20 protein-coding genes and 1 riboswitch are annotated in these 22,709 nt (G+C 71.6%); of the genes, 14 read left to right on the top strand and 6 right to left on the bottom strand.

Annotation, left to right across the window (positions count from 1 at the left end; genetic code table 11):
• Nucleotides 1–65 precede the first annotated feature (65 nt).
• Nucleotides 66–2,330 carry a 5-methyltetrahydropteroyltriglutamate--homocysteine S-methyltransferase gene (gene metE, locus T333_RS18250; protein ID WP_496425204.1) on the bottom strand — a complete coding sequence of 755 codons (2,265 nt, stop codon included), beginning with the start codon at nt 2,328–2,330 and terminating at the stop codon, nt 66–68.
• Nucleotides 2,331–2,467: 137 nt separating this feature from the next.
• A riboswitch (cobalamin riboswitch) is annotated at nt 2,468–2,699 on the bottom strand.
• Nucleotides 2,700–2,918: 219 nt separating this feature from the next.
• Here metE and T333_RS18245 point away from each other — a divergent pair.
• The 3 genes from T333_RS18245 to T333_RS18235 all read left to right on the top strand — a co-directional run bounded on the left by T333_RS18245 (nt 2,919) and on the right by T333_RS18235 (nt 4,546).
• Nucleotides 2,919–3,128 (top strand): heavy-metal-associated domain-containing protein, encoded by a 210-nt coding sequence (locus T333_RS18245; RefSeq protein WP_496425203.1) that lies wholly within the window; start codon nt 2,919–2,921, stop codon nt 3,126–3,128.
• On the top strand, nt 3,125–3,301 hold the full coding sequence (locus T333_RS18240; protein ID WP_496425202.1) for a hypothetical protein: 177 nt from the start codon (nt 3,125–3,127) through the stop codon (nt 3,299–3,301). Before T333_RS18245 ends, T333_RS18240 begins: the two co-directional genes overlap by 4 nt.
• A gap of 75 nt (nt 3,302–3,376) precedes the next feature.
• Nucleotides 3,377–4,546 carry an acyltransferase family protein gene (locus T333_RS18235; RefSeq protein ID WP_496425201.1) on the top strand — a complete coding sequence of 390 codons (1,170 nt, stop codon included), beginning with the start codon at nt 3,377–3,379 and terminating at the stop codon, nt 4,544–4,546.
• A gap of 15 nt (nt 4,547–4,561) precedes the next feature.
• Here the strand turns inward: T333_RS18235 and T333_RS18230 are convergent, their stop codons facing one another.
• The 5 genes from T333_RS18230 to T333_RS18210 all read right to left on the bottom strand — a co-directional run bounded on the left by T333_RS18230 (nt 4,562) and on the right by T333_RS18210 (nt 9,899).
• Nucleotides 4,562–5,248 (bottom strand): sigma-70 family RNA polymerase sigma factor, encoded by a 687-nt coding sequence (locus T333_RS18230; protein ID WP_496425200.1) that lies wholly within the window; start codon nt 5,246–5,248, stop codon nt 4,562–4,564.
• Between the two features lie 234 nt (nt 5,249–5,482).
• The gene (locus T333_RS18225; RefSeq protein WP_496425199.1) at nt 5,483–6,070 is read right to left on the bottom strand and encodes a hypothetical protein; all 588 of its coding nucleotides are present in this window, start codon (nt 6,068–6,070) and stop codon (nt 5,483–5,485) included.
• A gap of 81 nt (nt 6,071–6,151) precedes the next feature.
• A complete protein-coding gene (locus tag T333_RS18220) occupies nt 6,152–6,823 on the bottom strand; it encodes a YcnI family copper-binding membrane protein (RefSeq protein WP_496425198.1) in 672 nt (223 codons plus the stop codon).
• A gap of 116 nt (nt 6,824–6,939) precedes the next feature.
• Nucleotides 6,940–9,117, bottom strand: a complete 2,178-nt coding sequence (locus T333_RS18215; RefSeq protein WP_496425197.1) for a heavy metal translocating P-type ATPase — start codon at nt 9,115–9,117, stop codon at nt 6,940–6,942.
• Complete coding sequence (locus T333_RS18210) at nt 9,114–9,899, bottom strand: zf-HC2 domain-containing protein (RefSeq protein WP_496425196.1); 786 nt, start codon at nt 9,897–9,899, stop codon at nt 9,114–9,116. Before T333_RS18210 ends, T333_RS18215 begins: the two co-directional genes overlap by 4 nt.
• Before the next feature lie 122 nt (nt 9,900–10,021).
• Here T333_RS18210 and T333_RS18205 point away from each other — a divergent pair, with 122 nt between their 5' ends.
• The 11 genes from T333_RS18205 (at nt 10,022) to T333_RS18155 (ending at nt 22,708) form a co-directional block, all read left to right on the top strand.
• A complete protein-coding gene (locus tag T333_RS18205; protein ID WP_496425195.1) occupies nt 10,022–11,026 on the top strand; it encodes a hypothetical protein in 1,005 nt (334 codons plus the stop codon).
• A gap of 57 nt (nt 11,027–11,083) precedes the next feature.
• Nucleotides 11,084–12,163 carry an ABC transporter substrate-binding protein gene (locus T333_RS18200; RefSeq protein ID WP_496425194.1) on the top strand — a complete coding sequence of 360 codons (1,080 nt, stop codon included), beginning with the start codon at nt 11,084–11,086 and terminating at the stop codon, nt 12,161–12,163.
• 49 nt (nt 12,164–12,212) lie between these two features.
• Nucleotides 12,213–13,217 (top strand): FecCD family ABC transporter permease, encoded by a 1,005-nt coding sequence (locus T333_RS18195; protein ID WP_496425193.1) that lies wholly within the window; start codon nt 12,213–12,215, stop codon nt 13,215–13,217.
• Nucleotides 13,214–14,041: an ABC transporter ATP-binding protein gene (locus T333_RS18190; protein ID WP_496425192.1), complete on the top strand. Its 828-nt coding sequence runs from the start codon at nt 13,214–13,216 to the stop codon at nt 14,039–14,041. The genes T333_RS18195 and T333_RS18190 overlap by 4 nt, the downstream gene beginning before the upstream one ends.
• A gap of 110 nt (nt 14,042–14,151) precedes the next feature.
• On the top strand, nt 14,152–15,042 hold the full coding sequence (locus T333_RS18185) for a glycosyltransferase family 2 protein (protein WP_496425191.1): 891 nt from the start codon (nt 14,152–14,154) through the stop codon (nt 15,040–15,042).
• A 64-nt stretch (nt 15,043–15,106) separates the two neighbouring features.
• A complete protein-coding gene (locus T333_RS18180) occupies nt 15,107–17,338 on the top strand; it encodes a glycosyltransferase family 2 protein (protein WP_496425190.1) in 2,232 nt (743 codons plus the stop codon).
• Nucleotides 17,335–19,479, top strand: a complete 2,145-nt coding sequence (locus tag T333_RS18175) for a hypothetical protein (RefSeq protein ID WP_496425189.1) — start codon at nt 17,335–17,337, stop codon at nt 19,477–19,479. Before T333_RS18180 ends, T333_RS18175 begins: the two co-directional genes overlap by 4 nt.
• Nucleotides 19,480–19,483: 4 nt before the next feature.
• On the top strand, nt 19,484–19,702 hold the full coding sequence (locus tag T333_RS18170; RefSeq protein WP_496425188.1) for a hypothetical protein: 219 nt from the start codon (nt 19,484–19,486) through the stop codon (nt 19,700–19,702).
• Nucleotides 19,699–20,526 carry a glycoside hydrolase family 16 protein gene (locus tag T333_RS18165; protein WP_496425187.1) on the top strand — a complete coding sequence of 276 codons (828 nt, stop codon included), beginning with the start codon at nt 19,699–19,701 and terminating at the stop codon, nt 20,524–20,526. Before T333_RS18170 ends, T333_RS18165 begins: the two co-directional genes overlap by 4 nt.
• A complete protein-coding gene (locus tag T333_RS18160) occupies nt 20,526–22,004 on the top strand; it encodes a methyltransferase domain-containing protein (RefSeq protein WP_496425186.1) in 1,479 nt (492 codons plus the stop codon). The genes T333_RS18165 and T333_RS18160 overlap by 1 nt, the downstream gene beginning before the upstream one ends.
• A 59-nt stretch (nt 22,005–22,063) precedes the next feature.
• Nucleotides 22,064–22,708 carry an MspA family porin gene (locus tag T333_RS18155; protein WP_496425185.1) on the top strand — a complete coding sequence of 215 codons (645 nt, stop codon included), beginning with the start codon at nt 22,064–22,066 and terminating at the stop codon, nt 22,706–22,708.
• Nucleotide 22,709: the final 1 nt, after the last annotated feature.

Below are 22,709 nucleotides of genomic sequence, written 5' to 3'. Positions count from 1 at the left end.
GGTCGGGGTGTTCCGTCGCGGAACACCCCGGCGCGCCTGCGCCCACCGGCCGGTGGGCGCCGAGCTCAGCGCATGGCCTGCGCGGCCGCGACCAGGTTGCGCAGCGAGGCGACGACCTCCTCGGTGCGGCGCGTCTTCAGGCCGCAGTCCGGGTTGGCCCAGAGGCGTTCGGCTGGAACGGCTTTCAACGCCAGCGCGAGCGACTTGGTCATCTCCTCGGTGCTCGGCACGCGCGGCGAGTGGATGTCGTACACGCCCGGCCCGACGCCCAAGTCGAACCCGGCGGCATTGAGGTCGTCGAGCACCTCCATGTGCGAGCGCGCCGCCTCGATGGAGGTGACGTCGGCGTCCAATCCCGCGATGGCCCCGATGATCTCGCCGAATTCCGAGTAGCACAGGTGGGTGTGGATCTGCGTGGCGTCGGCCACACCGGAGGTCGACAGCCGGAACGCGTCCACCGCCCATTCCAGGTACGCGGACTGATCGGCGCGGCGCAGCGGCAGCAGTTCCCGCAGCGCGGGCTCGTCCACCTGGATGACGCCGATACCGGCCGCCTCCAAATCCACCGTCTCGTCCCGGATGGCCAAGGCGATCTGCCGCGCGGTGTCGGCCAGCGGCTGGTCATCGCGGATGTAGGACCAGGCCAGAATGGTGACCGGGCCGGTGAGCATGCCCTTGACCGGCTTGCCGGTAAGCGACTGCGCGTAGGTGCTCCACCCGACCGTCATCGCCCGTGGCCGCGTGACATCGCCGAACAGGATCGGCGGGCGCACGCACCGGGTGCCGTAGGACTGCACCCAGCCGTTGACCGTGGCGACGAAGCCGTCCAGCTGCTCGGCGAAGTACTGCACCATGTCGTTGCGTTCCGGCTCGCCGTGCACCAGCACGTCCAGGCCGATCTGCTCCTGCAGCGCGATGACTTCGGCGATCTCGGCGCGCATCCGCGCGTCGTACTCGGCCTGGTCGATCTCGCCACGGCGCAGCTCGGCGCGGGCCACCCGGATCCGGCTGGTCTGCGGGAACGAACCGATGGTGGTGGTCGGCAGGAGCGGCAGGTTCAGCCGCTCCTGCTGCAGCACCCGGCGCTCGTCGGCCGGAGTGCGGCGCACCGCGTCGGCGTCCAGCGCGGCAAGGCGCTCGCGCACCGACTCCACGCGCAGGCGCGGATCGGCCTTCCGGTCCCGCACGGCGGTGCGCGCGATCTCGAGCGACTCGGCGACAGCCTCTTCACCGTCGTGCAGGGCGGTCGCCAGCACCCGCACCTCGGCGATCTTCTCCGCGCCGAAGGCCAGCCAGCCGCGCAGGCGCGGCTCCAGATCGGTCTCCGGGTCCAGGCTGTAGGGCGAATGCAGCAGCGAGCAAGAGCTCGACACCGCCACGGTCGCGCCGGCGTCGCGCAGTGCGCGCAGCCGCGGCAGTGCGTTGTCCGGATCGATGCGCCACACGTTGTAACCAGGCACGACGCCTGCCACGACCAGCGTGTCGCGCAGCGCGACCGCCGCGGCGACATCCGCGTCGCCGCCCGCGACCAGGTCGACGGCGATGCCCTCGACCCCGGCTTCCGCCAGCACCGGCAGCACTTCACCCAGGCGGCCGAAGTAGGACGCGACCAGAATCGAGGGCCGAACCCCGACCGCGGCCAAGCGCCGGTACGCGGTGAAGACCGCGGCCTGCTCGATCTCGGTGAGATCGGTCACCAGGATCGGCTCGTCGAGCTGTACCCACTGCGCGCCCGCCTGCGACAGTAGCGTGAGCAACTGCTCGTACAGCGGCAGCAGATCCGGCAGCCGATCCAGCAGCTCGCTGCCGTCCAGCGACTTGGCGAGCTTCAGGAACGTGACCGGGCCAACGATCACCGGCCGGGCCGGAACACCCAGCGCCAGCGCCTCTTCGAGCTCCGCCAGCGGCTTGTCCGGATGCAGCGAGAACTCCGTGGCCGCCGACAGCTCCGGTACCAGGTAGTGGTAGTTGGTGTCGAACCACTTGGTCATCTCCAAGGGTGCGACCTCGGCGGTGCCGCGCGCGGCGGCGAAGTACCGGTCGAGTTCGTCCTCGATGCCGCGCACGCGTTCCGGCAGCGCGCCGAGCAGCACCGCTGTGTCGAGCACGTGGTCGTAGTAGGAGAACGTCCCGACCGGAATCGAGTCCAGGCCCGCGTCCCGCACCGAGCTCAGCTGAGCGGTGCGTAGCCCCCGGGCGACCTCGTGCAGCGCGGCGGCGTCGACGCGTCCCGCCCAGTAGCCCTCGATGGCGCGCTTGAGCTCGCGGTTCGGGCCGATGCGCGGCAGCCCGAGCACCGTGGCGGTGAAAGTGTTGTCAGGGTTCAGCATTGATGAACTCCATGGATCGCAGCCGATGACCGCCGCCCATAACGCACCTACGCTGACGGAGCCCTCGAAGCATCGATCCCGTGCCCGGGTCCACTCGGCGCGGCGCCCACTCCACGAGGCGACGACCGCCGGATACGGCGTATCCGGCACAACCGGCAGGTCTTCGGACTCGCGCGCATCGACCCGAAGTTCGGATCCACCCGGATGGCATCCCGGGCATGCCTACCGGCCGTCGCTTCCCAGGCCAGGCCCAGTGCGTAGTTGACGGCTGTCGTTCACGCTCACCGCTGCGGGACAGTCCCGGATTCTCACCGGGTTCCCTCTCACCCACGCCGCGCGAACGCGACCGCGGGCTACGACGCCATCGAGTGGATCAGGGGCTCCTCGACTCCACCTCCGGCGAACCAGCTGCGATCGCGAATATTAGCCGAGGACGCCGCCGCCACCAAGAGTGATGATTCTCATTCGCGCGACATCCTCGACGCGTACCCGGCAGAGATGCCGGAACCGGACGGCGGCCGCACCCGACTCATTAGATGAGGCCTGTGCACAGCGGCCACCTCCGATGTCTCTGGAAGGACTTGTCGAATGAGTGCGATCAGCTACTCCGTGTCGGGTATGTCGTGTGGACATTGTGCGGACGCGATCAAGGGCGCGTTGACCGCGCTACCGGGAATCGATGCGGTCGATGTCGATGTCGCCGCGGGCCTGGTGACGGTGAGCGGTGGCGGTGCCACGGTCGTCGACGCGATTCGGGACGCGATCGATGACGCGGGATACGAGCTGGTCGAAGCATGACCGCCCGGAGAGGCGCCGACCCGGTCGTGGCCGTCCTGCGCATCGCCCAGTTCCTCTGTGTCCTCGGCAGTGTTTTCGTGATCGCCTGGCTGGTCGGTCAGACCGGGCCGTGGCATCACCCCGGTCAGGTCGCGCCCGGACCTCCGCCCAGCCACGTGAGTGGTGGGCACTGAGTCCGGACCGACCGGGGTGACCAGCACCGGATCCCGCAGGGAACCACCCCTGAGTCGCGGCCGACTACTTCTGTCATGAGCACTGCTGCGGGGACGCGCGAGACGTCCGCCAGGATGGCCTGGGTCGACACCACGCGGGCGGTGCTCATGTTGCTGGGCGTGCCCTTCCACGCGGCCTTCGTCTATCGCGGTCTGCCCTGGTACGGGCCGGATTCGGCGGGGCCGGTCGCGGGCGCGGTCGCGGGATTCGTGCACACCTTCCGTATGCCCGCGTTCTTCGCCGTCGCCGGGTACTTCGCGATGCGAGCGGTGGCGCGCAAGCCGGTGGGGCAGTGGACGGGTGAACGGGCGCGCCGGCTGCTCGTGCCGTTCGCCGCCGGTGTGCTTGTGCTGGGGCCGCTCCAGCTGTGGCTGGTCGCGCGGACGACCGGACCGGCCGGGGAGACCTTCGGCCGGTGGGTGCGGCTGCTGAGCCAGCCGTCGCTGCTGGTGTTTCAGTTCTGGTTCCTGACCGTGCTGTTCCTCTACGGCCTTCTACTGGCGCTCGGGGTGTCGCGGTTCGGTGTCGACCGGGTATGGGCGGCGTTCGGCCGGGCGGGGTCGTGGACAGGTGCGAGCCGGTGGCGGGTCGTGTTCGTCGCGGTCGTGGCGGGGTGCGCGGTGGCGTCCGGGTGGGCGGCGACGGTGTTCGCCGGGATCGATACGGCATTCGGCTTGCTCGATGTGCGACAGGCGGTGATCCACGCGCCGTCGTTCGTGCTCGGCGCCGTGGTCGCCGCGCGGCCGGACCTGTTCGATCGGATGACCCGCTGCTCAGCGCCCGCCGCTCTCGCGTGGTGCGTCGCGGCCGGTGCGCTCGCGGCGCTGGAACCGGTGGCCGCCGTGCCCGCGCGGCTGCTGTATCACGCCGCGGTGCCCGTCGTGGGTGCGGGGATGACGATGGTGCTGCTGACGGTGATTCGCCGCCTGCTGCCCGGCCCGAGCCGGGTGGCCGGCTACCTGGCCGCGGCCGCGATGACCGTCTACGTCTTCCACAATGTCCTGCTGCTCGGGCTGGCGACCGTCCTGCTGCCGGTCGGCTGGCCCGTCTCGGTCGAATACGCCGTGCTGGTCGGCGGAGCGGTCGCGGGTTCGCTGGTGATCCACGAGGTCCTGGTGCGCCTGCCGGGACTGGCGACGCTGTTCCTCGGGCAGCGGCACCGTCGTCGGGCCCGGCCCGAAGCGGTGGGGGCCGGGCCCGACTGAACGGTCAGGACCGCGTCACAGTGCGTGTGACATGGCGGCGGTGGCGACCGGCGCCTGCTGCGCGCGCAGGGGGAGCACGGTGACCGTGGGCGATTCGGCTTCGATGCTCTGCCAGAGTTCGAGCATCGTTTCCCGGGCGCGGGCCACCCGGGAACGAATCGTGCCGACCGGACAGTCCGCGGCCGCGGCGGCCTCGGCGTAGCTGAGTCCCAAAATCTGGGTCAGCACGAACGCCTCGCGGCGATCGTCCGGTAGGTGTCGCAGCATGTCGGCGACGACCATTTCCTCGCCGACCTCCCCGGCACGGCGATCACGCCGGTGGTCGAGTGCGGCCTCCCAGTCGACGCCGGACGCGGTCTTCGGTCGGGCCGACGCGGTCCGCAACCGGTCGATGACCGCTCGCCGCGCGATCGACAGCAGCCAGGTGCGGGCGCTGGAGCGGCCCGCGAAACGCGGGAGGCTGCCCATCGCTCGCAGGAAGGTTTCCTGGGTCAAGTCGTCGGCGGACTGCACATCGGTGAGATGGGCGATGAACCGCCACACATCCGGCTGGGTACGGCGGATGAACTCGGTCAGGGCGTTGCGGTCACCAGCGCCCGCGGCGAGCGCGAGGGCCGTGAGTTCGTCATCCGGGCTGATCGGTGACGAATCGACGGGAGTGGGCGTGCCGCGTCGGCGCAGCACGGAACCATGCAGTTTCATATCGGATCTTCGTTCGGGATACGCAGCCGGGCCCGGCCCAGGAGACCAACCGCCGGACCGGCGATCTGCCGAGTGGGAAGCGGACGCTCTCCCGCTGAGCTGGCGGACCGGCACGGTTGCGACCGCACGCCGATGCGGGCGTGCGGTGGTTCATGAGCTGGGTGGTGGGTGCGTACGACGGCACCCGCCCCGCACAGAGCCGACGCCACGGCCGGAGCGGCCGGAACCACGGATTCAGGATGCGAGAGCGGATTCGGGGACGCGGAACAGGACCGAAGGCGGTCCCCGGCGTATCTGGCAGTGTCGCAACGGATCCGGCGGGCGGTGTGACCTGGCTGTCTCGGTCCGCACGGGACCGCCGTCGCCGCCGTGGCCGGGCAGCAGCAGCCGCAGCAGCGGGCGCACCCAGGCGACTAGGGCACGGAACAGTGCGAACGCGGTCCGCTCGCCCCACCACAGCCATAGGCCGCAGGCCACGGCGGCCAGTACGTGCGCGGCGAGCATGGCGCCCGAGCTGGTCGGGCGCAGCGCCTCGGCGGCATGCGCCGCGTGCCCCGAGGCGGGATCGATCGAGAACCACAGGTGCAGCAGGCCCTGCCCGGCGGCGAGACCGCCGACGATGGTCGCCGGGCCGCGCTGGCGTCCGGTGATCAGCCACGCGCACGCGGCGACGAAAGTGACCGCGAGCGCGAGCGTGGACGGCGACGGCGCCCGGCCCGAGGTGTACCCGTGGCCGAGCGCCGAGAGCAGCACACAGAGCACCGCGAAGACCGACGACCGCACGACCCGTGCGGGTGCGGTGGAGGCGGCGCGATCGGTCATAGCGGGTTCATCATCGCATCCGTGGTCAGCCGCGGGTTGTCAGGCCGGAGAAGTGATGTCGCCGGGGTCGATCCGGGCGTGTCAGTGCGTGTGGGAGCGCATAGCCACGCCCGCCGCCGTCAGCAGGCCGAGCGCACCCACCACGATGCCGATGATGCCCAGCCAGCGGGCGGTGGTGTCGTCGGCCTCGGGTGCCGAGGCGGTCAGATCGGGGATGTCGCCATGACCGTTCGCGGTAGCGCCACCACCACTGCGCAACGAGAGGGTGGGCGCGGGGAACTCGGGTACCTCGTCCTCCGACCCCGGTTCCTGATCCCATCGGACCACGGCTCCGTCGGCGTAGGTCTGCACCGCCGGGACGATCAGTTGGTCGGTATCGGGCAGGCCGTTGGCGAGCACGGAGAATTCGCCGTACTGTCCGGCTCCGATACCGGTCCCGGGGTCGGCGGTCCAGGCGACCTCGGTGGCCTTTCCGTCGGACTGCCGGGTGACCTGCGCACGCCAGCCGGGGACGGTCTCGGTGTCCACGGCGGTGACGCCGGGTAGGCGCACAGTGAGCCCGACGGTGGGGCTCTGGGTGGCCGATTCGTTGGGGACCCGGAAACTCAGCACCGCCGATCCGCCACGGGTCGCGTCGGGGCCGTACACGGTGACGTGCGCCGCGGCGGGAACGGCGGGCAGCGCGGTGAATGCCAAGGCGGCAGCGCAGGCGGTCAGGCGGCGCAGCGCGGTACTGGACGGGACGAACGGCATCGCGGAGTCCTCCTCGGGCGGGGATGTCGACGACGGAGCGTGCCGCGAACTCTAGGTGCGGATGCCCCGGGTCCGGCGGATTCGCCAACGGCGCGTCGCGAATCCCGTGCCCGCGATCAGCTGTGTTTCGGCAGCCGGTACCGGCGCAACCGCAGGCTGTGTGTGACGAGGAAGATCGAGGAGCAAGCCATCGAGGCCGCCGCGACCAGCGGTGACAGGGCGATCGCCGCGAGCGGGACGATGACCAGGTTGTAGCCCAACGCCCAGCGCAGCCCCGTGCGGATGGTGGCGACAGTGGCTTCGGCGAGGCCGATCGCGGCGGGGATGCGGGTGAGGTCGTGCGCGGGGACCACCAGGTCGGCGGTCGCGGCGGCTTCGTCGGTTCCGTCATCGAGGGCGACGGCGAGGTCGGCGGTGGCCAGCGCAGGGCGGTCGTTGCTGCCGTCGCCGACCATCACCACCTGCCGACCGGCGGCCTGCAGCCTGCGGACGATCTCGGCCTTGTCCTCGGGCATCACCTCGGCGACGACGTCAGCGATGCCGGTGCGGTCGGCGACGGCCTGCGCGCTGTAGGGGTTGTCGCCGGTGAGCAGCAGTGGGCGCAGGCCGAGCCGCCGCAGCGCGGCCACCGCGGGGGCGGCGCTGGGCCGGATTCGTTCCGCCACGGCGACGATGGCCACCGCGCGATCGCCCACTCCGACGAAAACCACAGTGCATCCGTCCTGTTCCCGCGCACGCTGTTCGTCCCGGAGTGCGCCGCTGACGGCGAAACCTTGCGTGCGCAGCCAGCGTGCCCGACCGACCGCCACCCGCTGCCCGGCCACACTGCCCAATACGCCGAGGCCGGTGCGTTCGACAATGTGCTCGCCGCGGGGCACCGTGAGCCCCGCGGTGCGGCAGCCGATGGTGAAGGCGGTGGCTATCGGGTGCGGCGAGGCCGCTTCCACGGCGGCGGCGAGTCGCAGGACGTCGGCGCGGTCCGTTTCGGGGCCGGTGACGATCGCGGTGATCTCGGGTACGCGTTCGGTGAGGGTGCCGGTCTTGTCGAACACCACCACCGCGCCGGTGTCGGCTACGTCGGCCCGCTCCAGCACTCGATGCCCCGCGAGGAGAACCCCGAGCTGGGCGGCGCGGGTGGCGGCTGCCCGCAGGGCGATGGGGGTGGCCAGACCCAGCGCGCACGGGCAGGCCGCCAGCAACACCGCGAGCCCCGGGGCGACCGAACCGGGCCACGGTGCACCGGCCAGCAGCCGGCCAAGCACGGTGATCACGGCGGTGATCAGGACAGCGGGGACGAAAAGCCCGGCGACCCGGTCTGCGAGCTGCTGGAAGTCACTGCGGTAGGTCAGGGCGACCGGATGCGATCTCGCGCCCGCATCGGTGGCTACCTCGACGACGAGCGTCCCGTCGACCAAGACACCGCCCGCGGTCACGGCGTCACCGGCGCCGACCGCGAGCCTGCCCGGCGTGCCGGTGAGTGCGCTCGGGTCTACGTTGCCCGCACCCTCGAGCACCAGGCCGTCGGCGGCGACCGCCGCACCCGGCAGGATCAGCAGGCGATCGCCCGACCGCAGTGAGCGTGCGGGAATCTCGGTGGGCTCTGTCCCGCGCAGGACTGTCACCCGCCGGGCCGTGCGCTCGACGAGATCACGATGAGCCACCGCGGCGCGTTGTTCGGCTCGGCGTTCGAGATGCCGTCCGGTCAGCGCGATCGCGGTCACCCCCGCCGCTACCACCGGATGCCCGGCCCCGGTGACGCCGGCACACACCACGGCGGTCGCGTAACCGAGGGTGCCGAGAAGTCCCAGGCTGGTCAGTGTGTCCATGGTCGTCCGGCGACGACGGGCGGCCCGCCAAGCGGCCGTGTGGATCGGTGCCGCCGCGCCGAGCACGGCTATCGCGCCGAGGAGCAGGATCAGCCACGGCCGGAGCGGGACCGGCAGCACTGCGCCGGTCGGGGGCAACGCGACGATCCCGAGGGTCAGCGCGGCGGCCGCGGCGGCGGCCGCGGCGCGCGCGCCGAGCCGGGCGGGTGGCCGGACACCGACCGGAACGGCCGTCGCGAGTGTCGCGGTGTATCCGGCGGCCTCGACGGCGTCGCAAAAATCCTCCGACCGGTGCGTGCCACGGGCGTCGATCTCCGCGATGCCTGTGAGAAGGTTCACCTCCGCACTGGTGCCTGCGTGCCGTTCGAGCGCGCGGCGGACGCGGTCGGCGCAGGCGGCGCAGGTCATTCCGTCGACGCGCAGCGTCACACGCGTGTGCGCACCGGTGACGGATTCGGTGGCGGTCATCGAGGGAGTTCCGGCTCGCTGTCCGAGATCAGCCGCAGCCGGGATCGGCCGGGAACGGCTCCGGGCGGTAGCTCGATCGGCAGCGCGTCCGCGTCCGCGCCGAATTCCGGGGCCTGGCGGCGCCACCGGCTCACGACCACCGACGCGGCGACGACGGCGCAGCACGTGAGCACGATCGTCCAAGCAGGCCAGCCGATCCCGAGCGTGAGCAGCGCTGCCTCCACCGCCAGCGTGAGCCGGACGAGTTTCGCGCCAGCGCTGCGCCCGGTGGGCCGAGCCCGGAAGAGTGTCGCGCCAGTGCCGTGCCAGGTGGGCCGAGCCTGGGCGAGTGTCGTGCCGTTGCCGTGCCCGGTGGGCCGAGCCTGGGCGAGTGTCGGGCCAGCGCTGCGCCCGGTGAGCCGAGCCCGGATGAGTGTCGGGCCAGCGCTGCGCCCGGTGAGCCGAGCCTGGGCGAGTGTCGTGACGATGCCGTGCCCGGTGAGCCGAGCCTGGGCGAGTGTCGTGACGATGCCGTGCCGGGTGAGCCGAGCCTGGGCGAATTTCGTGCCGTTGCCGTGTCCGTCGAGCCGAGCCCGGACGGAATACGGGACCGCGCCGATGCCGGTCGGTTCAGGCGGTTCCGGTGCCGCGACCGGTAAAGCCGGCAGCCGGGTGGCGAGCCGGTGCCAGGACCGGCAGGCGTGGCAGGCGTCGAGATGTTCGGCCAGGCGCAGCGCCGGGACCGTCGCCTGCTCGTCGTCGACCAGTGCCGAGATCGCTTCCCGAGCTGTTTCGCACCGCATACCTGAGTGGTCGGGTGTGATCGCCCGGTGGTTCCCGGCGGTGCCGGGCGGACTCGGGCAGGACTGTCGACCCGGCGGTGAGGAGTTGAGCGCGGCCGGGATCGGCCGCCATGCTGTCGGGCATGAGGTCGAGGCTGGTTCCGCTGCGGTGGCGTGTGCTGTTGGCCGTCGCGGCCGCGGTCGCGGGGCTGGCGGCCTGCCCGGTGCAGGCAATCGCCGAGGCCCCGTGTTGGGCATTACAGGACCCGGCCCTGGCCGACGGGCGTCGCGAGCTCGCGCCCGGCGACCAGGCGAACGGCTCGATCGAGATCGTCAATGCCTGTGCTCGTCCGGTCACGGTCCTTCTGCACGTCGGTGGGCTCGTGACCAGCGGTGACGGCACCCTCGCCTGGTCGCCGTCGCCACCTGCCGGGGTGACTCTCACACCTGCCCTCCCCGAGGTGACCGTCGCGGCGGTGGCCTCGCAGCGGGTGCCGCTGACAGTGTCCGTGCCCGCCGACGCGACACCGGGTGACTACCCGTTCGCGCTCGGCGCGGCCGGTGTCCGGCCCGACGGTGCGCCGCCGTCGGGTGTCGACTGGTGGCGGCCCGCGCCGCTGCGGGTGTCGGGACCACTGCGGGCCTCGATCGACATCACCGCGGTGACCGCCACCTATCGGGAATCGCTGAACCCGTTCCGCCCTGGCGCCGCGCGGGTGGGCTTCACCGTTGTCAACACCGGCACCGTGACGGTGACCGGCCGCGTGGTGGCGGGTCTGACCGGCCTCTACAGCCAACGGGTGCTGCCCGACCCGGCTGCGTTGCCGACGGTGGTGCTGCTGCCGGGCGCGTCCTACACCGGCGCGGTCGAGCTGCCCGCGGTCTGGCCGGGAGTGCGCTTCGACGCCCAGGCCGGGTTCCTGCCCACGAACGTCGGCGGCACCCCGGTGACGTTCACCGAACCGGGTGTAGTGCGCGCCGAAACCCTGTGGGCGCCACCGTTCGCCCAGCTCGTGCTGGCGGTGCTCATCGGCACAGCGTGGTTCGTCGCCGCGCTGTCTCGCCGCAACCGGCATCTGCGCCGCGCTCGCGGCGTAAGTGTGACCGGGACCACGGGAACCGCGGGGCCCTCGCCGCCGACTACCTGATGCGGACGGACCGTATCGGGTTCGTCGTCCGGCGAGCGCAGAGGACGAGTACGCGGCGTGAAGAGACGAAGCCTTTCCCGGCTGGCGCTGTGCGGCCTGTTGGCCGCTGGCACCGGACTGGTCGGTGCCTGCGGGTCCCCGACGACCGGTGACCAGGCACAACCCGGCTCGGGTCCGGTGCCGGGTTTCCCGGTCACCGTGGACAATTGCGGCTACCAGCAGACCTTCGACCGTCCGCCGTCGCGGGTGCTGATCCTGCAGGGCGCCTCGGTGGGCGAGGTGGAGACGTTCGTCTCGCTCGGCCTGCAAGACCGGATCGTGGCCAACACCCAGTACTACGGGATCTCCGACATCCCCGGCATGGCCGAGCAGGTCGCCGCCGTGCCGAAGGGCGATCTCACGCTCAACGCCGCCGCGGACGTGCCCGCCGAGCAGGCGCTCGCGCTGCGCCCGGACCTGGTCGTCTCGACGTGGTCGGGCGGCTTCGATCCCAAGTACGGGTTCGCCAGCCGGGAGATGTTGCACCAGGCCGGAATTCGTACCCTGGTCAACCCGGTGAACTGCGCATACGGCAAACCGCGGGACGTGACCCCGGCCGAGCAGCAGACCTACCGGTCGGGCTCCACCGACTCCTCGCTGGCCTTCGTCGACCTGATCGGCAAGGTGTTCGGGGTGCCGGAGCGGGCGACGGAGCTGACCGCTCAGCTGCGCGGGCGGATCGATGCCGTGCGTACGAAAGTGGCGGGCCGAGAACCGAAGCGGATGCTCATCGCCTTCCCGGACATGAGCGTGATGAACGCCAACGGGCTGCCCGCGGTGTTCTCCGGCACCATCTACGACTCGGTGGTCCGCGCCGCCGGCGGCGAACCGAGCTTCCCGGACGGCGGCTGGGACCTGACCGGCAACCTCAGCGCCGAACAGCTGGCCGCCGCGCAGGTGGATGTGCTTGTGGTCGGCGCCTACCGGCCGGGGGAGGACCTCGACGCCGAGGCCGCGAAACTGTTCGCCGCCTACCCGCAGTGGAACGCGTCCAAAACCAAGACCTATGTGAAGGTGTCCGATGGTATCTACCTCGGGCCTGCGAACGCGGATGCGATCGAGAAGATCGCCCGCGTCGCCCACCCCGGCGCCTTCTGACGGCCAGCGCACCGGGTGGGCCGGATCCGGCCGATTCGGCAGCGGATTCGTGCTCACGGCAGGTGCGCTGGCACTGGTGGCGGCGTGCGTGTTCGCGATCTCGTCCGGTTCGGTCACCGTGCCGCTCGGCCAGGTGTGGACCACTCTGCGCTACCACGTGCTGGGCAGCGGCGCCGCTCCGAACGCGCTCGACGGCATGATCGTGTGGCAGTTGCGAGTGCCCCGGGTGCTGGCCGCAGCCGTCGTCGGCGCGTCGCTGGCGGTGGCGGGCGCGGTCCTGCAAGGGATGGTGCGCAACCCGCTGGCCGACCCGTTCGTGCTGGGTGTGTCCTCGGGTGCGGCACTGGCCGCCGTGGCGGTGATGTCGTCGGCGTCGGCGCTGTGGCTGCGCAATCTCGGTGTGCCGGTGGCCGGTTTCGCCGGGGCGATGATCGCACTGGTGCTGGTGCTGCTGTTCGCCCACCAGCACGGCCAGTTCACCGGTTCGCGCATCGTCTTGGCGGGTGTGGGGGTCGGGCAGGTCGCCGCCGCCGCGACCAGCCTGATCCAGCTGCGGTCCGAGCCCGCCGAGATCCGGGGCATCCTGTTCTGGATGATGGGCAGCGTCGCGGGCGCCGAGTTGGGCGCCCTGGCCCTGCCCGCCGCCTTGGCCGCGGGCTGCCTGTTCTGGCTCATGGTGCAGGGCCGTGGCCTCAACGCCCTGTCGATGGGCGACGACGACGCCGTGGCGCTCGGCATCGACGTGAACCGGCTGCGGGTGCAGCTGATCGTCATCGTGGCGGTATTGACCGGGCTCTCGGTCGCCATCGCGGGCGGCGTGGGGTTCGTCGGGCTGATGATCCCGCATGTGGTGCGCACCGTGACCGGCGCGGACTACCGGCGGCTGCTGCCCGCCGCGGCTCTCTTCGGCGCCGCGTTCCTGGTGCTGATCGACCTGGCGGCCCGGGCCATCGATGTACCCAACGAGTACCCGCTGACCATATTCACCGCCGCGTTGGGCGGTCCCTTCTTTCTGTGGCTGCTCAAGCGCAGCCGGTCCGGGGGTGCGGTATGACCGGGGCCTCGGTCCGGGCCGAGGGCCTGCGCGTCGAACTCGGCGGGACGACGATCATCGACGGCGTCGACTTCACCGCCGCGCCGGGCGAGATCACCGCACTGGTCGGGCCCAACGGCTCCGGCAAGTCCACGCTGCTGCGTGCGATCTACCGTGCCTGTCGACCGAGCGCCGGTGCCGCGCACATCGACGGCCACGACGTGTGGCGGACCCCGGCCCGGCAGATGGCCCGGATCCGCGCCGTGGTCACCCAGCATCAAGGCGCCACTGCCGATTTCACGGTGGGGGAGATCGTGGCCATGGGCCGGTCCCCGCACAAGCGGTACCTGCAACCGGACTCCCGCCGCGACACCGAGATCGTGCTCGCCGCGATGCGCCGGGTCGGCGTCGAGGATTTCGCCGATCGCCCGTTCACCGAACTGTCCGGCGGCGAGCGTCAGCGGGTACTGCTGGCGCGGGCGCTGGCGCAGCAGGCGCCGGTCATCCTGCTCGACGAGCCGACCAATCATCTCGACATCCACGCTCAGTTGGCGCTGCTGGAACTGCTGCGCGAACTGGAGGCCACCATCGTGCTGGCCATCCACGATCTGAGTCACGCGCTCACCTACGCCGACCGGGTCGTCGTGCTGCGCGACGGCCGGATCGTCGCGGCGGGTGACCCGGCCGCGACACTGACGCCCGCACTGCTGCTCGACGTGTTCGGGGTGGTGGCCCAGGTGGTCGACAACCCGGTTACGGGACTGCCGTGCCTGCTCACCGGACTGCCCCAGGCCAGCCGGAAGGCCGGTGCCGAAACGGGATTCGCGGCCGACCGGCTGGGGTGACGCAGGGCACGTCCGGCCGGGCGGTTCGCGGGAACCGTCTGGGACCGGTGTCCGACTTGTCTGGTGAGTCGGTGCGAGGGAGCCGACCCGGAGTCGAGAGAAGAAACCCGATGGCGAATGACGGCCACTGGTACCGCGGGCACAACCGCGGCAGGAGGCCGGGCGAGACCGACCGCTCGGCCCATCCCGACGGCCCGCGGATCTCGGTGGTGATCCCGGTCCTCAACGAGGAACGCAATCTGCGTGAGGTGTTGCCGACGATTCCCGACGCCTACGAGGTGATCGTGGTCGACGGCGGCTCGACGGACCGGTCGATGGCGGTGGTCGCCGAACTGCGGCCCGGCGCGATCCGGTTGCGCCAGACCCGTTGGGGCAAAGGCAACGCGCTTGGCTGCGGGTTCGCCGCGGCCACCGGCGACGTGATCGTCATGTTCGACGCCGACGGTTCGGCCGACGCCCGCGAGATCGATGCCTTCGTGGCCACGCTGCTGGCCGGCGCCGACTTCGCCAAGGGCACTCGGTTCGCACCTGGCGGCGGCAGCGTGGACATCACCGCGCTGCGCCGCGCGGGTAACACCGGCCTGACCCGGCTCACCAACCGGCTCTTCGGCATGCACTTCACCGATCTGTGCTACGGCTACAACGCCTTCTGGCGCGATGTGCTCCCGCTGCTCGGCCTGCCCGATCACCGTCCGGCGGACGGGAATCCGCGCTGGGGCGACGGATTCGAGATCGAGACCGTTATCACCTGCCGTGCCGCCGCCGCGGGGCTGGTGATCCGCGAGGTGCCCAGCCACGAGAAGCACCGGTTGCACGGGCCGAGCAATCTCCATGCCTGGCGAGACGGCCGACGGGTGCTGCGCACTCTGTTGCAGGAGTGGCGCGACCGGGATCGCAGTGTCCGGCTGTCCCCGGCGGCAACGCATTTCGCGCCGCGCCGGGTCGATCCCGGCTGTGCGGTGGTCGAGCACCGTGCGCCGGTCACCGGAGACGCCGAGTGAGCGAGCGAATCGTGTGCCAGCGTGCCTCGCGCGTGCCGGAGCCGAGCGCGCGCGAGGCGCAGGCATGAACGGTCGGCAGCGCCCGGTGGCGGTGGTGATCTGCTGCTACACCGAGCGGCGATGGGACCTGCTGTCGGCCTGTGTGACCGAGGTATGCGCCCAGGCTCGCCCGGCCGGGGCGCAGGTGATCCTCGTGGTCGATCACAATCCGGCGCTGGCGATCCGGGCCACCGCGGCCTTTCCCGGCGTGCTCGTCATCGAGAACCGTTACGCGCGAGGACTTTCCGGCGCACGCAACACCGGTGTCGACGCCGCGGCTGGTGCGGAGGCCGTGCTGTTCGTCGACGACGACGCGGTGCCCCGCGCGGGGTGGCTGGCCGGGCTGGCCGCGGCGTTCGACGATCCGGAGCTGCTGGCCGTCGGCGGTGAAGTCCTCCCGGTTTGGCCCGGTGGCGGCACCCGCCCGGCCTGGCTGCCACCCGAATTCGACTGGACCGTGGGCTGTGACTACGCGGGCATGGCGCCGCTCGGCGCCGAGATCCGCAATCCGATCGGCGCGAACATGGCGCTGCGTCGGGACGCGGTCGTCGCGGTCGGCGGCTTCCGTTCGGTGCTCGGCCGCCGGGGGAGCACCCCGAGTGGCTGCGAGGAGACCGACTTGGCGATCCGGTTGCGCGCGGCGAATCCGGGCGGTGGTATCCGGCGGATTCCCGGCGCAGCGGTAGATCATCACGTGGCCGCCGATCGTTGCACGGGCCGGTACCTGGTGCGGCGCTGTCTCGCCGAAGGCGGGTCCAAGGCCACCCTGATGCGGCTCGAAGGCGCCTCCGGCGCGTTGTCCGCCGAAGCCGACCACGCCCTGGTGGCGATCCCGCGGGCGGTCGCCGGACAGGCGCTGGCCTTCGCGCGGGGCGATCGCGCCGCGGCGGCCCGGATCTGGTGGACGGTGCTCGGGCTGATCGCGGCCGTCGCGGGGTGGGCCCGCGGCCTGCTGTTGCGAGACGGTGGGTTCAGCGCGGATTCGGTCGCGGCACCGGCGGTTTCGGCGCCGGTGTGGTGTGTGGACGTCAGGCATGGGCCGTCGGCGGTCGCGCCGGGCAGCATGCCCGACCGGGTCCATGTGCTGGTCCGGGCGGACGGTCGTCCGCTCGGCCAGATCGAGGTGCTCCCCGAACCGAACGGCGACCTGACCGCCCAGGTATTGGCGGCCGCACGCCGTTTCCACGCCGGGCGGGCCGAGTCCGCGGATCCGGCGCCGGACTGGCCGGTGGGGAAGACGACGGTGTCGGTGGTGGTGTGCACGCTCGGCCGCGCGGACACCCTGCCGATGGCGGTCCGCGCGGTCCTGCACGGGCAGACCCGCCCCGCGCACGAAGTGATCGTCGTCGACAACGACCCCGCCTCCGGCGCCACCCGCCGCGCGCTGGCCGGCTTCGACGACCCTCGGCTGCGGATCGTCGCCGAGGCGCGCCGTGGCGTGTCGTGGGCCCGCAACACCGGTCTGGACGCCGCGCTCGGCGAGGTCGTCGCCTTCACCGACGACGACGTCGAGGCCGAACCCGACTGGCTGCTCCGGCTGGCGGCGGTCTTCGATGCCGATCCCGCACGGGAGATCGCCTGTGTCACCGGGCTCGTCGTGCCCGCCGACCTCGGTTTGCCCGTACACCGGTGGTTCGAGCAGAGCAGCGGATTCGAGCGCGGCTACCGGCCGATGGTGTGGGAGCCGGGCGCGGGCAGCACGCTGCTGGACCGCTTGCGCGAGTACGAGCCGCTGGCCGTGCGCGGGCGGCGCGGGCCCGCGTTCCCCATCGCGGGCAGTGAATTCGGCTCCGGCAACAACATGGCGCTGCGGCGGGAAATACTGTGCGGCCTCGGCGGTTTCGACACCGTGCTCGGCACCGGCGCCCCGGCCCGCGGCGGCGAGGACCTCGACATCTTCCGCCGGGTGGTGCTTGCCGAGCACGCCGTGGTCTACCAGCCCGCGGCGGTCGTGCGCCATCACCACCGGGCCACCGTCGCCCAGCTGCGCAAACAGATGTACGACTACGGGGTCGGGATGTGCGCCAATGTCGTCCGGCACGCCACCCGCGGGCCGCGGGAATTGGCGCAGACGGTGCGGGTGCTGCCCGGCGGGGTCCGCATGCTGCTGGACCCGGGGTCGGACAAGAACTGCGGCAAGACCGCCGAGTACCCGGCCTCGCTCACCTGGATCGAACTGGCCGGATATGCCACGGGCCCAGTGCATCTCGCGCGCAGTGTCCGCCGGGCTCGCAGGATCGGGGCACCGCGCCGGTGACCACGACGACCCTCGAACCACCCACCACCGCCCCGCCGGGACGGTCCACGCCGGTGCTGCCCAGTTGGGTCGTGACCGCCGCTGCCGGTGCCGCGCTGGCGGCCACCGCGGCCGCGGCCGTCGATACCGGCGGACCGGTGCGCCTGGCCCTCGTTCTTGTCCTGATGTCCACGGCGCCCGGCCTGCCGCTGCTCGCGCTGCTCGGTCTGCCCAGCCGGGCGGTGACCGTCATGCTCGGCATCAGCGCGTCCTGGGCGGTGTGGCTGCTGACTTCGCTGGCCCAGGTCACCCTCGGTTGGTGGGCGCCGGTTCCGGTCGCCGCGGTGGTGACCGCGGTGACAGTGGCGGCGGCGGCTCAGTACGCACGGTCCGGCGCGCCTGTGCGGCCGGTACGCCTGCCGCGACCGCGCCGCTGGGATCGTTGGCGTATCGCCGCGGCGCTCGCCGTGGTCAGCGCGGCCGCGCTCGGCTGGTGGGAAACGCGGGTCATCGACCTCGACGCCGCCGGGCCCTACGGCCTGATCGCCGTGGCGGGCTGGCGGTTGTTCCTCGCGCTCGGCCTGGTCGCGCTGGCCTTCGGCATCGCGGTCGGGCGGCGCAGGCTCGACCAGCCGGTCGCCGCGGGCGCGGTGGCGGTGCTGGTGTGCCTGCTGTACCAGCTGGTCAGCGTCGCCGACGGCAGCCCGGTGGTGGGCACCGGGTTCGTGCATGTCGGCTTCATCGACTACATCGGCACCGCGCACCGGCTGCCGCCGAGCCTGGACGCACGGTTCAGCTGGTCCGGATTCTTCGACGCCGCAGCGGTCCTCGTCCAGCTGGCCGGACTCGACGACGCCGCGCCGCTGCTGCTGTGGGCGCCCGCGATCCTGACCGCGTTCGCCGCGCTGCCGGTGTTCACCATCGCCACCCTCGTCACCGGCAACCGGCGCACGGCCTGGATCGCCATGGCGATCTACGTGTGCGGCAACTGGTTCCAGCAGGACTACTTCGCGCCGCAGGCGGTGGCGTTCGTGATGCACTGCAGTGTCGTCGCCACGCTGCTGTGGCTGCTGCGATCTTCGCCGCTCCCGCCGCTGGAAGGCGCACTCACCCAGCGGTTCTCGGCCATGGTGATCCGGGTACCCGGACTGCCCGCGACGATCGGGCGCACCCGGGCGCTGCTGCTGGAGCTGGTGCTGTTCGGCATCCTCGCCGCGACGGTGGTCAGTCACCAGCTCACACCCGTGCTGTCGATCGTCTCGCTGACCCTGCTCGCGGCGGTCGGATCGCTCCGGCACCGGGCACTGCCGATCGCTGTCGGCATCGTGTTCCTGGCGTGGCTGAGCTACGGCGCGCCGGACTACTGGACCGGGCACCTGCACGTCATCCTCGGCGACTTCGGCAAGGTCGGCGCGTCTCTGCAGACCGGCCTCGGCGACCGATTCTCCGGCGCGGAGCAGTACCAGAAGATGCAACTGGTCCGTATCGCGTGGAGCGGTGGGCTGGCCGTACTGGCAGGGGTGGGGTGGCTGCTGTACCGGCGCAGGCGCGCGGCACTCGCGGTCGGCGTGCTGCTGGCCGCGCCGTTCTCGCTGGTGGTCGGCCAGAGCTACGGCGGTGAGATCGTGCTGCGCTGCTTCTTCTACGCGCTGCCGATCATGGCGCCGTTGGCCGCGCTCACCCTGGTCCGGGCTTACCGGCTGCTACCTCGAAGGCTGCCGAGCGGTCTCGCGGTGATCGCGCTCGCGGGCGCGGTGTGGACGGGTGCGCTGCTGGGTGTCACCACCCGCGGACTCAACACGGCCTTCGAACGCAATCCGGCCGACCTGGTCGCCGCCGCCCGCGCACTGCTGGACAGCGTGCCCGACGGCACCAGCCTGCTGCCGTCGAACGGGGAAGGGGTGATGAAGATGTCGCGCCTGACCACGGTCGTCTGGCCCGAAGGCGGGCAGTGCACGGTGTGGACCGTCGAGTGCGTCGACGCCTTCGACGCCGACTACATCCTGCTCAGCACCAGCCAGCAGGCGGCGCTCGAACTGCAGTGGGGCGCACCGCACGGCTGGCTCTACGGCTTCGGCGACCAGCTCGTCGCCCAAGGCCGCTACCGCGTCGTCGAACGGACCCCGCACGCCCTGGTGCTGGCACGCACAGAAAGGAATTGACCCGATGCTGTGGGACTTCGTGACCGGCCCCGCCGGCGCGGTCATGTTCGCCATCGCCCTGGCACTGCTGGGGTGCTCGACGGTGCTGCGGGAGCGGTCGGTGCCGCGCACCGGCAGCACGGACCGGCTGCTCACCTCCCGGCCGGTACTGCACGGACTGGTGTTCGTCGCGATCGTGCTCGGTCTCGGCGCCACCGCGATCCGGATGGGGGTGCTCACTTGAAGCGGCTGCCCCGGACGCTGCGCTGGGTCGCGGTCTTCGCCTCGATCGCGGTCTCGGTCACCCTCGGCCTGGTTTTCGCCTGTGTGACCGGCTCGGCCGTCGATACCACCAGCCCGTCCGGCGTCGCCGCGCCGCGCGGCGATCTGCCGGGCTGGCGGCAGGTATTCGTCGACGAGTTCACCGGAAACGATCTGGCGCAAGCCGATTGGGGCCGGTACAGCGGTGTGCCAGGTGGCGACCCGGACAGCTTCTGGCTGCCGAACCACACGACCGTGCGGGAGGGCATGCTCGTGCTGGCCGGATACCAGGAGTTCGGCCGCATGGTGACCGGGGGTGTCGGCATGTGGCCGCATGCCCAGCGTTACGGCAAGTGGGAGGTCCGGGTCCGGGCCGACGCGGCCGACGAGATCACCTACCACCTACTGCTGTGGCCGCAGAACGAGGTGTGGCCACCGGAGATCGACTTCGCCGAGAGCTTCGGTGGTGACCGCGGCTATGTGGAGGCTTTCCTGCACTGGGCCGATGAGCAGGGCCGCGCGCAGAAGACCAAGCAGGTCCTCGACGGCGACTTCACCGAATGGCACACCCTGGGGGTCGAATGGCTGCCGGGCGTCATTCGCTACACGGTCGACGGCCGCGTGTGGGCCACCGAGGAAGGCGATCGGGTCCCATCGGTGCCGATGTGGCTCGGTATCCAGGCCCAGGCGGGCGGCTGCCGCAAGGCGGTCGCCGACGGCGCCCCGCCGTGCCCGTGGGTCGGCACTCCCGCGCGCACCGAGGTCCAGGTGGACTGGGTGAGCGTGTACGCACCGGAGGAACAGTGATGCGGGCGGCGACGATCGAGGCGCTGGTGTGCCCCTACACCGGCGGGCCGTTGCGGCTGGCCGGGGGCGCGATCGGCGACGGCGACCGGATCGACTTCGGGCTCGTGCGGTCGGAGAGTTTCGATTTCCCCATCGTCGGCGGCGTGCTGCTGCTCGGCTTGGGCAAGGGCTACGGCGGTCACGAGGAGGGCTTGGCCCCGTACGTGCCGATCCAGGCCGCCGCGATCGAGCACCTCGGGCGCGGTGACGTGGAAGGGTTGCTGCGCTGGCTGCGCAGGCACGCGCCCTTGGTGCACCGGCTGGTGATCGACGGTTACGCCGACTACGCGGAGTTCGCCCTCGACCTGCACACCCGGGGCCTGCGGCTGGAATCGGCCGCGCTGGCCGCCGACGCCGACTACGGAGTGCTCGGCGACGTGGGTGTGCGGCGCAGGCTCCGGCAGCTGCTGCCGGACCCCGCGGCCGCGTGGGCGCACCGGCGGGTGGCGGGTGTACGGGCTTGGCGGTCGAGTGCCCGCGCCGCACGTCACCCGGAGACCGTGCTGGACAACAGTTTCTACGCCCAGCGTTTCTACTCGCCCCGCGCCGCGGCGACCGCCTTACAACTGTCCCACCTGCCGATCGGTGACCGGGTGCTGTCGTTGTGCGGCGGGCACGGGATGTTCGAGAACATCCTCGAACGCGGCGGGCGGCTGCCCGGCCAGCTGGTCTGCGTCGACGGACAGCTGGTCAACCTGCTCGCGGTGAGCCGGTTCGTGACGCCGGAGGTCGACCCGATCTGCCTGGATGTCCAGTTGACCCTGCCGTTTCGCGACGGCTGGTTCGACGGCGTGTTCTCCTCGACCTGCCTGCCCGAGATACCCGCCCAAGCCCACTTCCTGCGCGAGGCGATCCGGGTGACCGGAACGCACGGCTGGACGCTGTTCGACTCGCTGTGGGCGCTCGACAGCGGAGTCCAGCGCTGCGACCCGTACCGGCCGTACCGGTACCTGCAGAACTTCCTGCCCGACACCGCTTCCTATCGGACGTTGCTGACCCGGTGCGCCGGTGCGCGCGCGGTCGCCTACTCCGTGTCGGGCGCACCCGCCGAGCAGCTGAATGGGCCGCGGTGGGCGGTCGGGGAGGACGAGATCGACGCCGAACTGGCCGATCCCGCCGACACCGAACTCAACGCACTGGTGGTCGACCGAGCAGGGTTCGGTGGTTTCGTCACCGCCGACCACAGCTGGATGCCCGATCGGCTGGTGCCGAGCCCCGCCTACCGGTCCGGCGACCGCGGCCTGCTCGAGCGCCGCGATGTATTCGCCGAACTGTCACCGGTTTTCGCGCCCCTGAACTTCCCCGGCCTGCCCGCGCGGGCCGAGCTGTCCGGGACCGAACCGGTGGCGCGCTGGGCCGAGTTGTATGCCGCCGGTGTCCTGGCGGCCCTGCCCCGGCGGTACCGCACCGCCGATTCCGAACCCCTCGCACCGGTCTGACCGGACCCGAGAACCTGCCGGGGCCGAACCCGGTAGCGACAGAAAGAGATAAGGGAACAATGAAGTCACGCACTCCGTCCTCGCCGGTCCGCCGCCGGGGTCGGCTGGCCGTCGTCGGCCTCGCCGCGGCCGTCGCGGTCTCCTTCGGCGTGGGCACCGCGTCTGCCGCGGTGGACAGCACCTCGGTAGTGGTCGACGCCAAACAGCGCACCATCAGCGCGATTCTGTCCGACACCCTGGTCCGCGGCCTGGCCCCGCTGGACCGCAACCCGCTGACCCGCCAGTGGACCCACGACGGTGTCGCCGAGTTCACCGTCACCGGCGACAAGGCCGAGGAGTTCACCGGCACCATCAAGATCGGCTACCTGGTCGGCTACCCGGCCACCTTCGGCGGCAAGATCAAGGTCAGCTACAGCACGCCGTCGTTCGGCTTCAACGTCGACTCCGGCGTGTCCAGCCTCGGCTTCAACGGCAGTCTCATCCCGACGCTGACCGCCGAGATGGAGGTCGGGTTCGGTCCCGGCGTCAAGCAGGTCGAGGCCGCCTCCGGCAAGATCAGCGGCGCCACCGGCAGGATCAGCATCGTCAACGTGCTCGGCACCGTGACCGGTGTGGTCGGCCCGGCCAGCATCCAGCCCTACGTCACCGTGGTCAGCGACTCCGGCGACACCGTCACCACTTTCGGCCGGGTTTGGGACGTCTGAC

The organism is Nocardia sp. CNS-044 (genome assembly GCF_059570515.1).
This window is presented reverse-complemented; position numbering and strand designations above follow the sequence as displayed.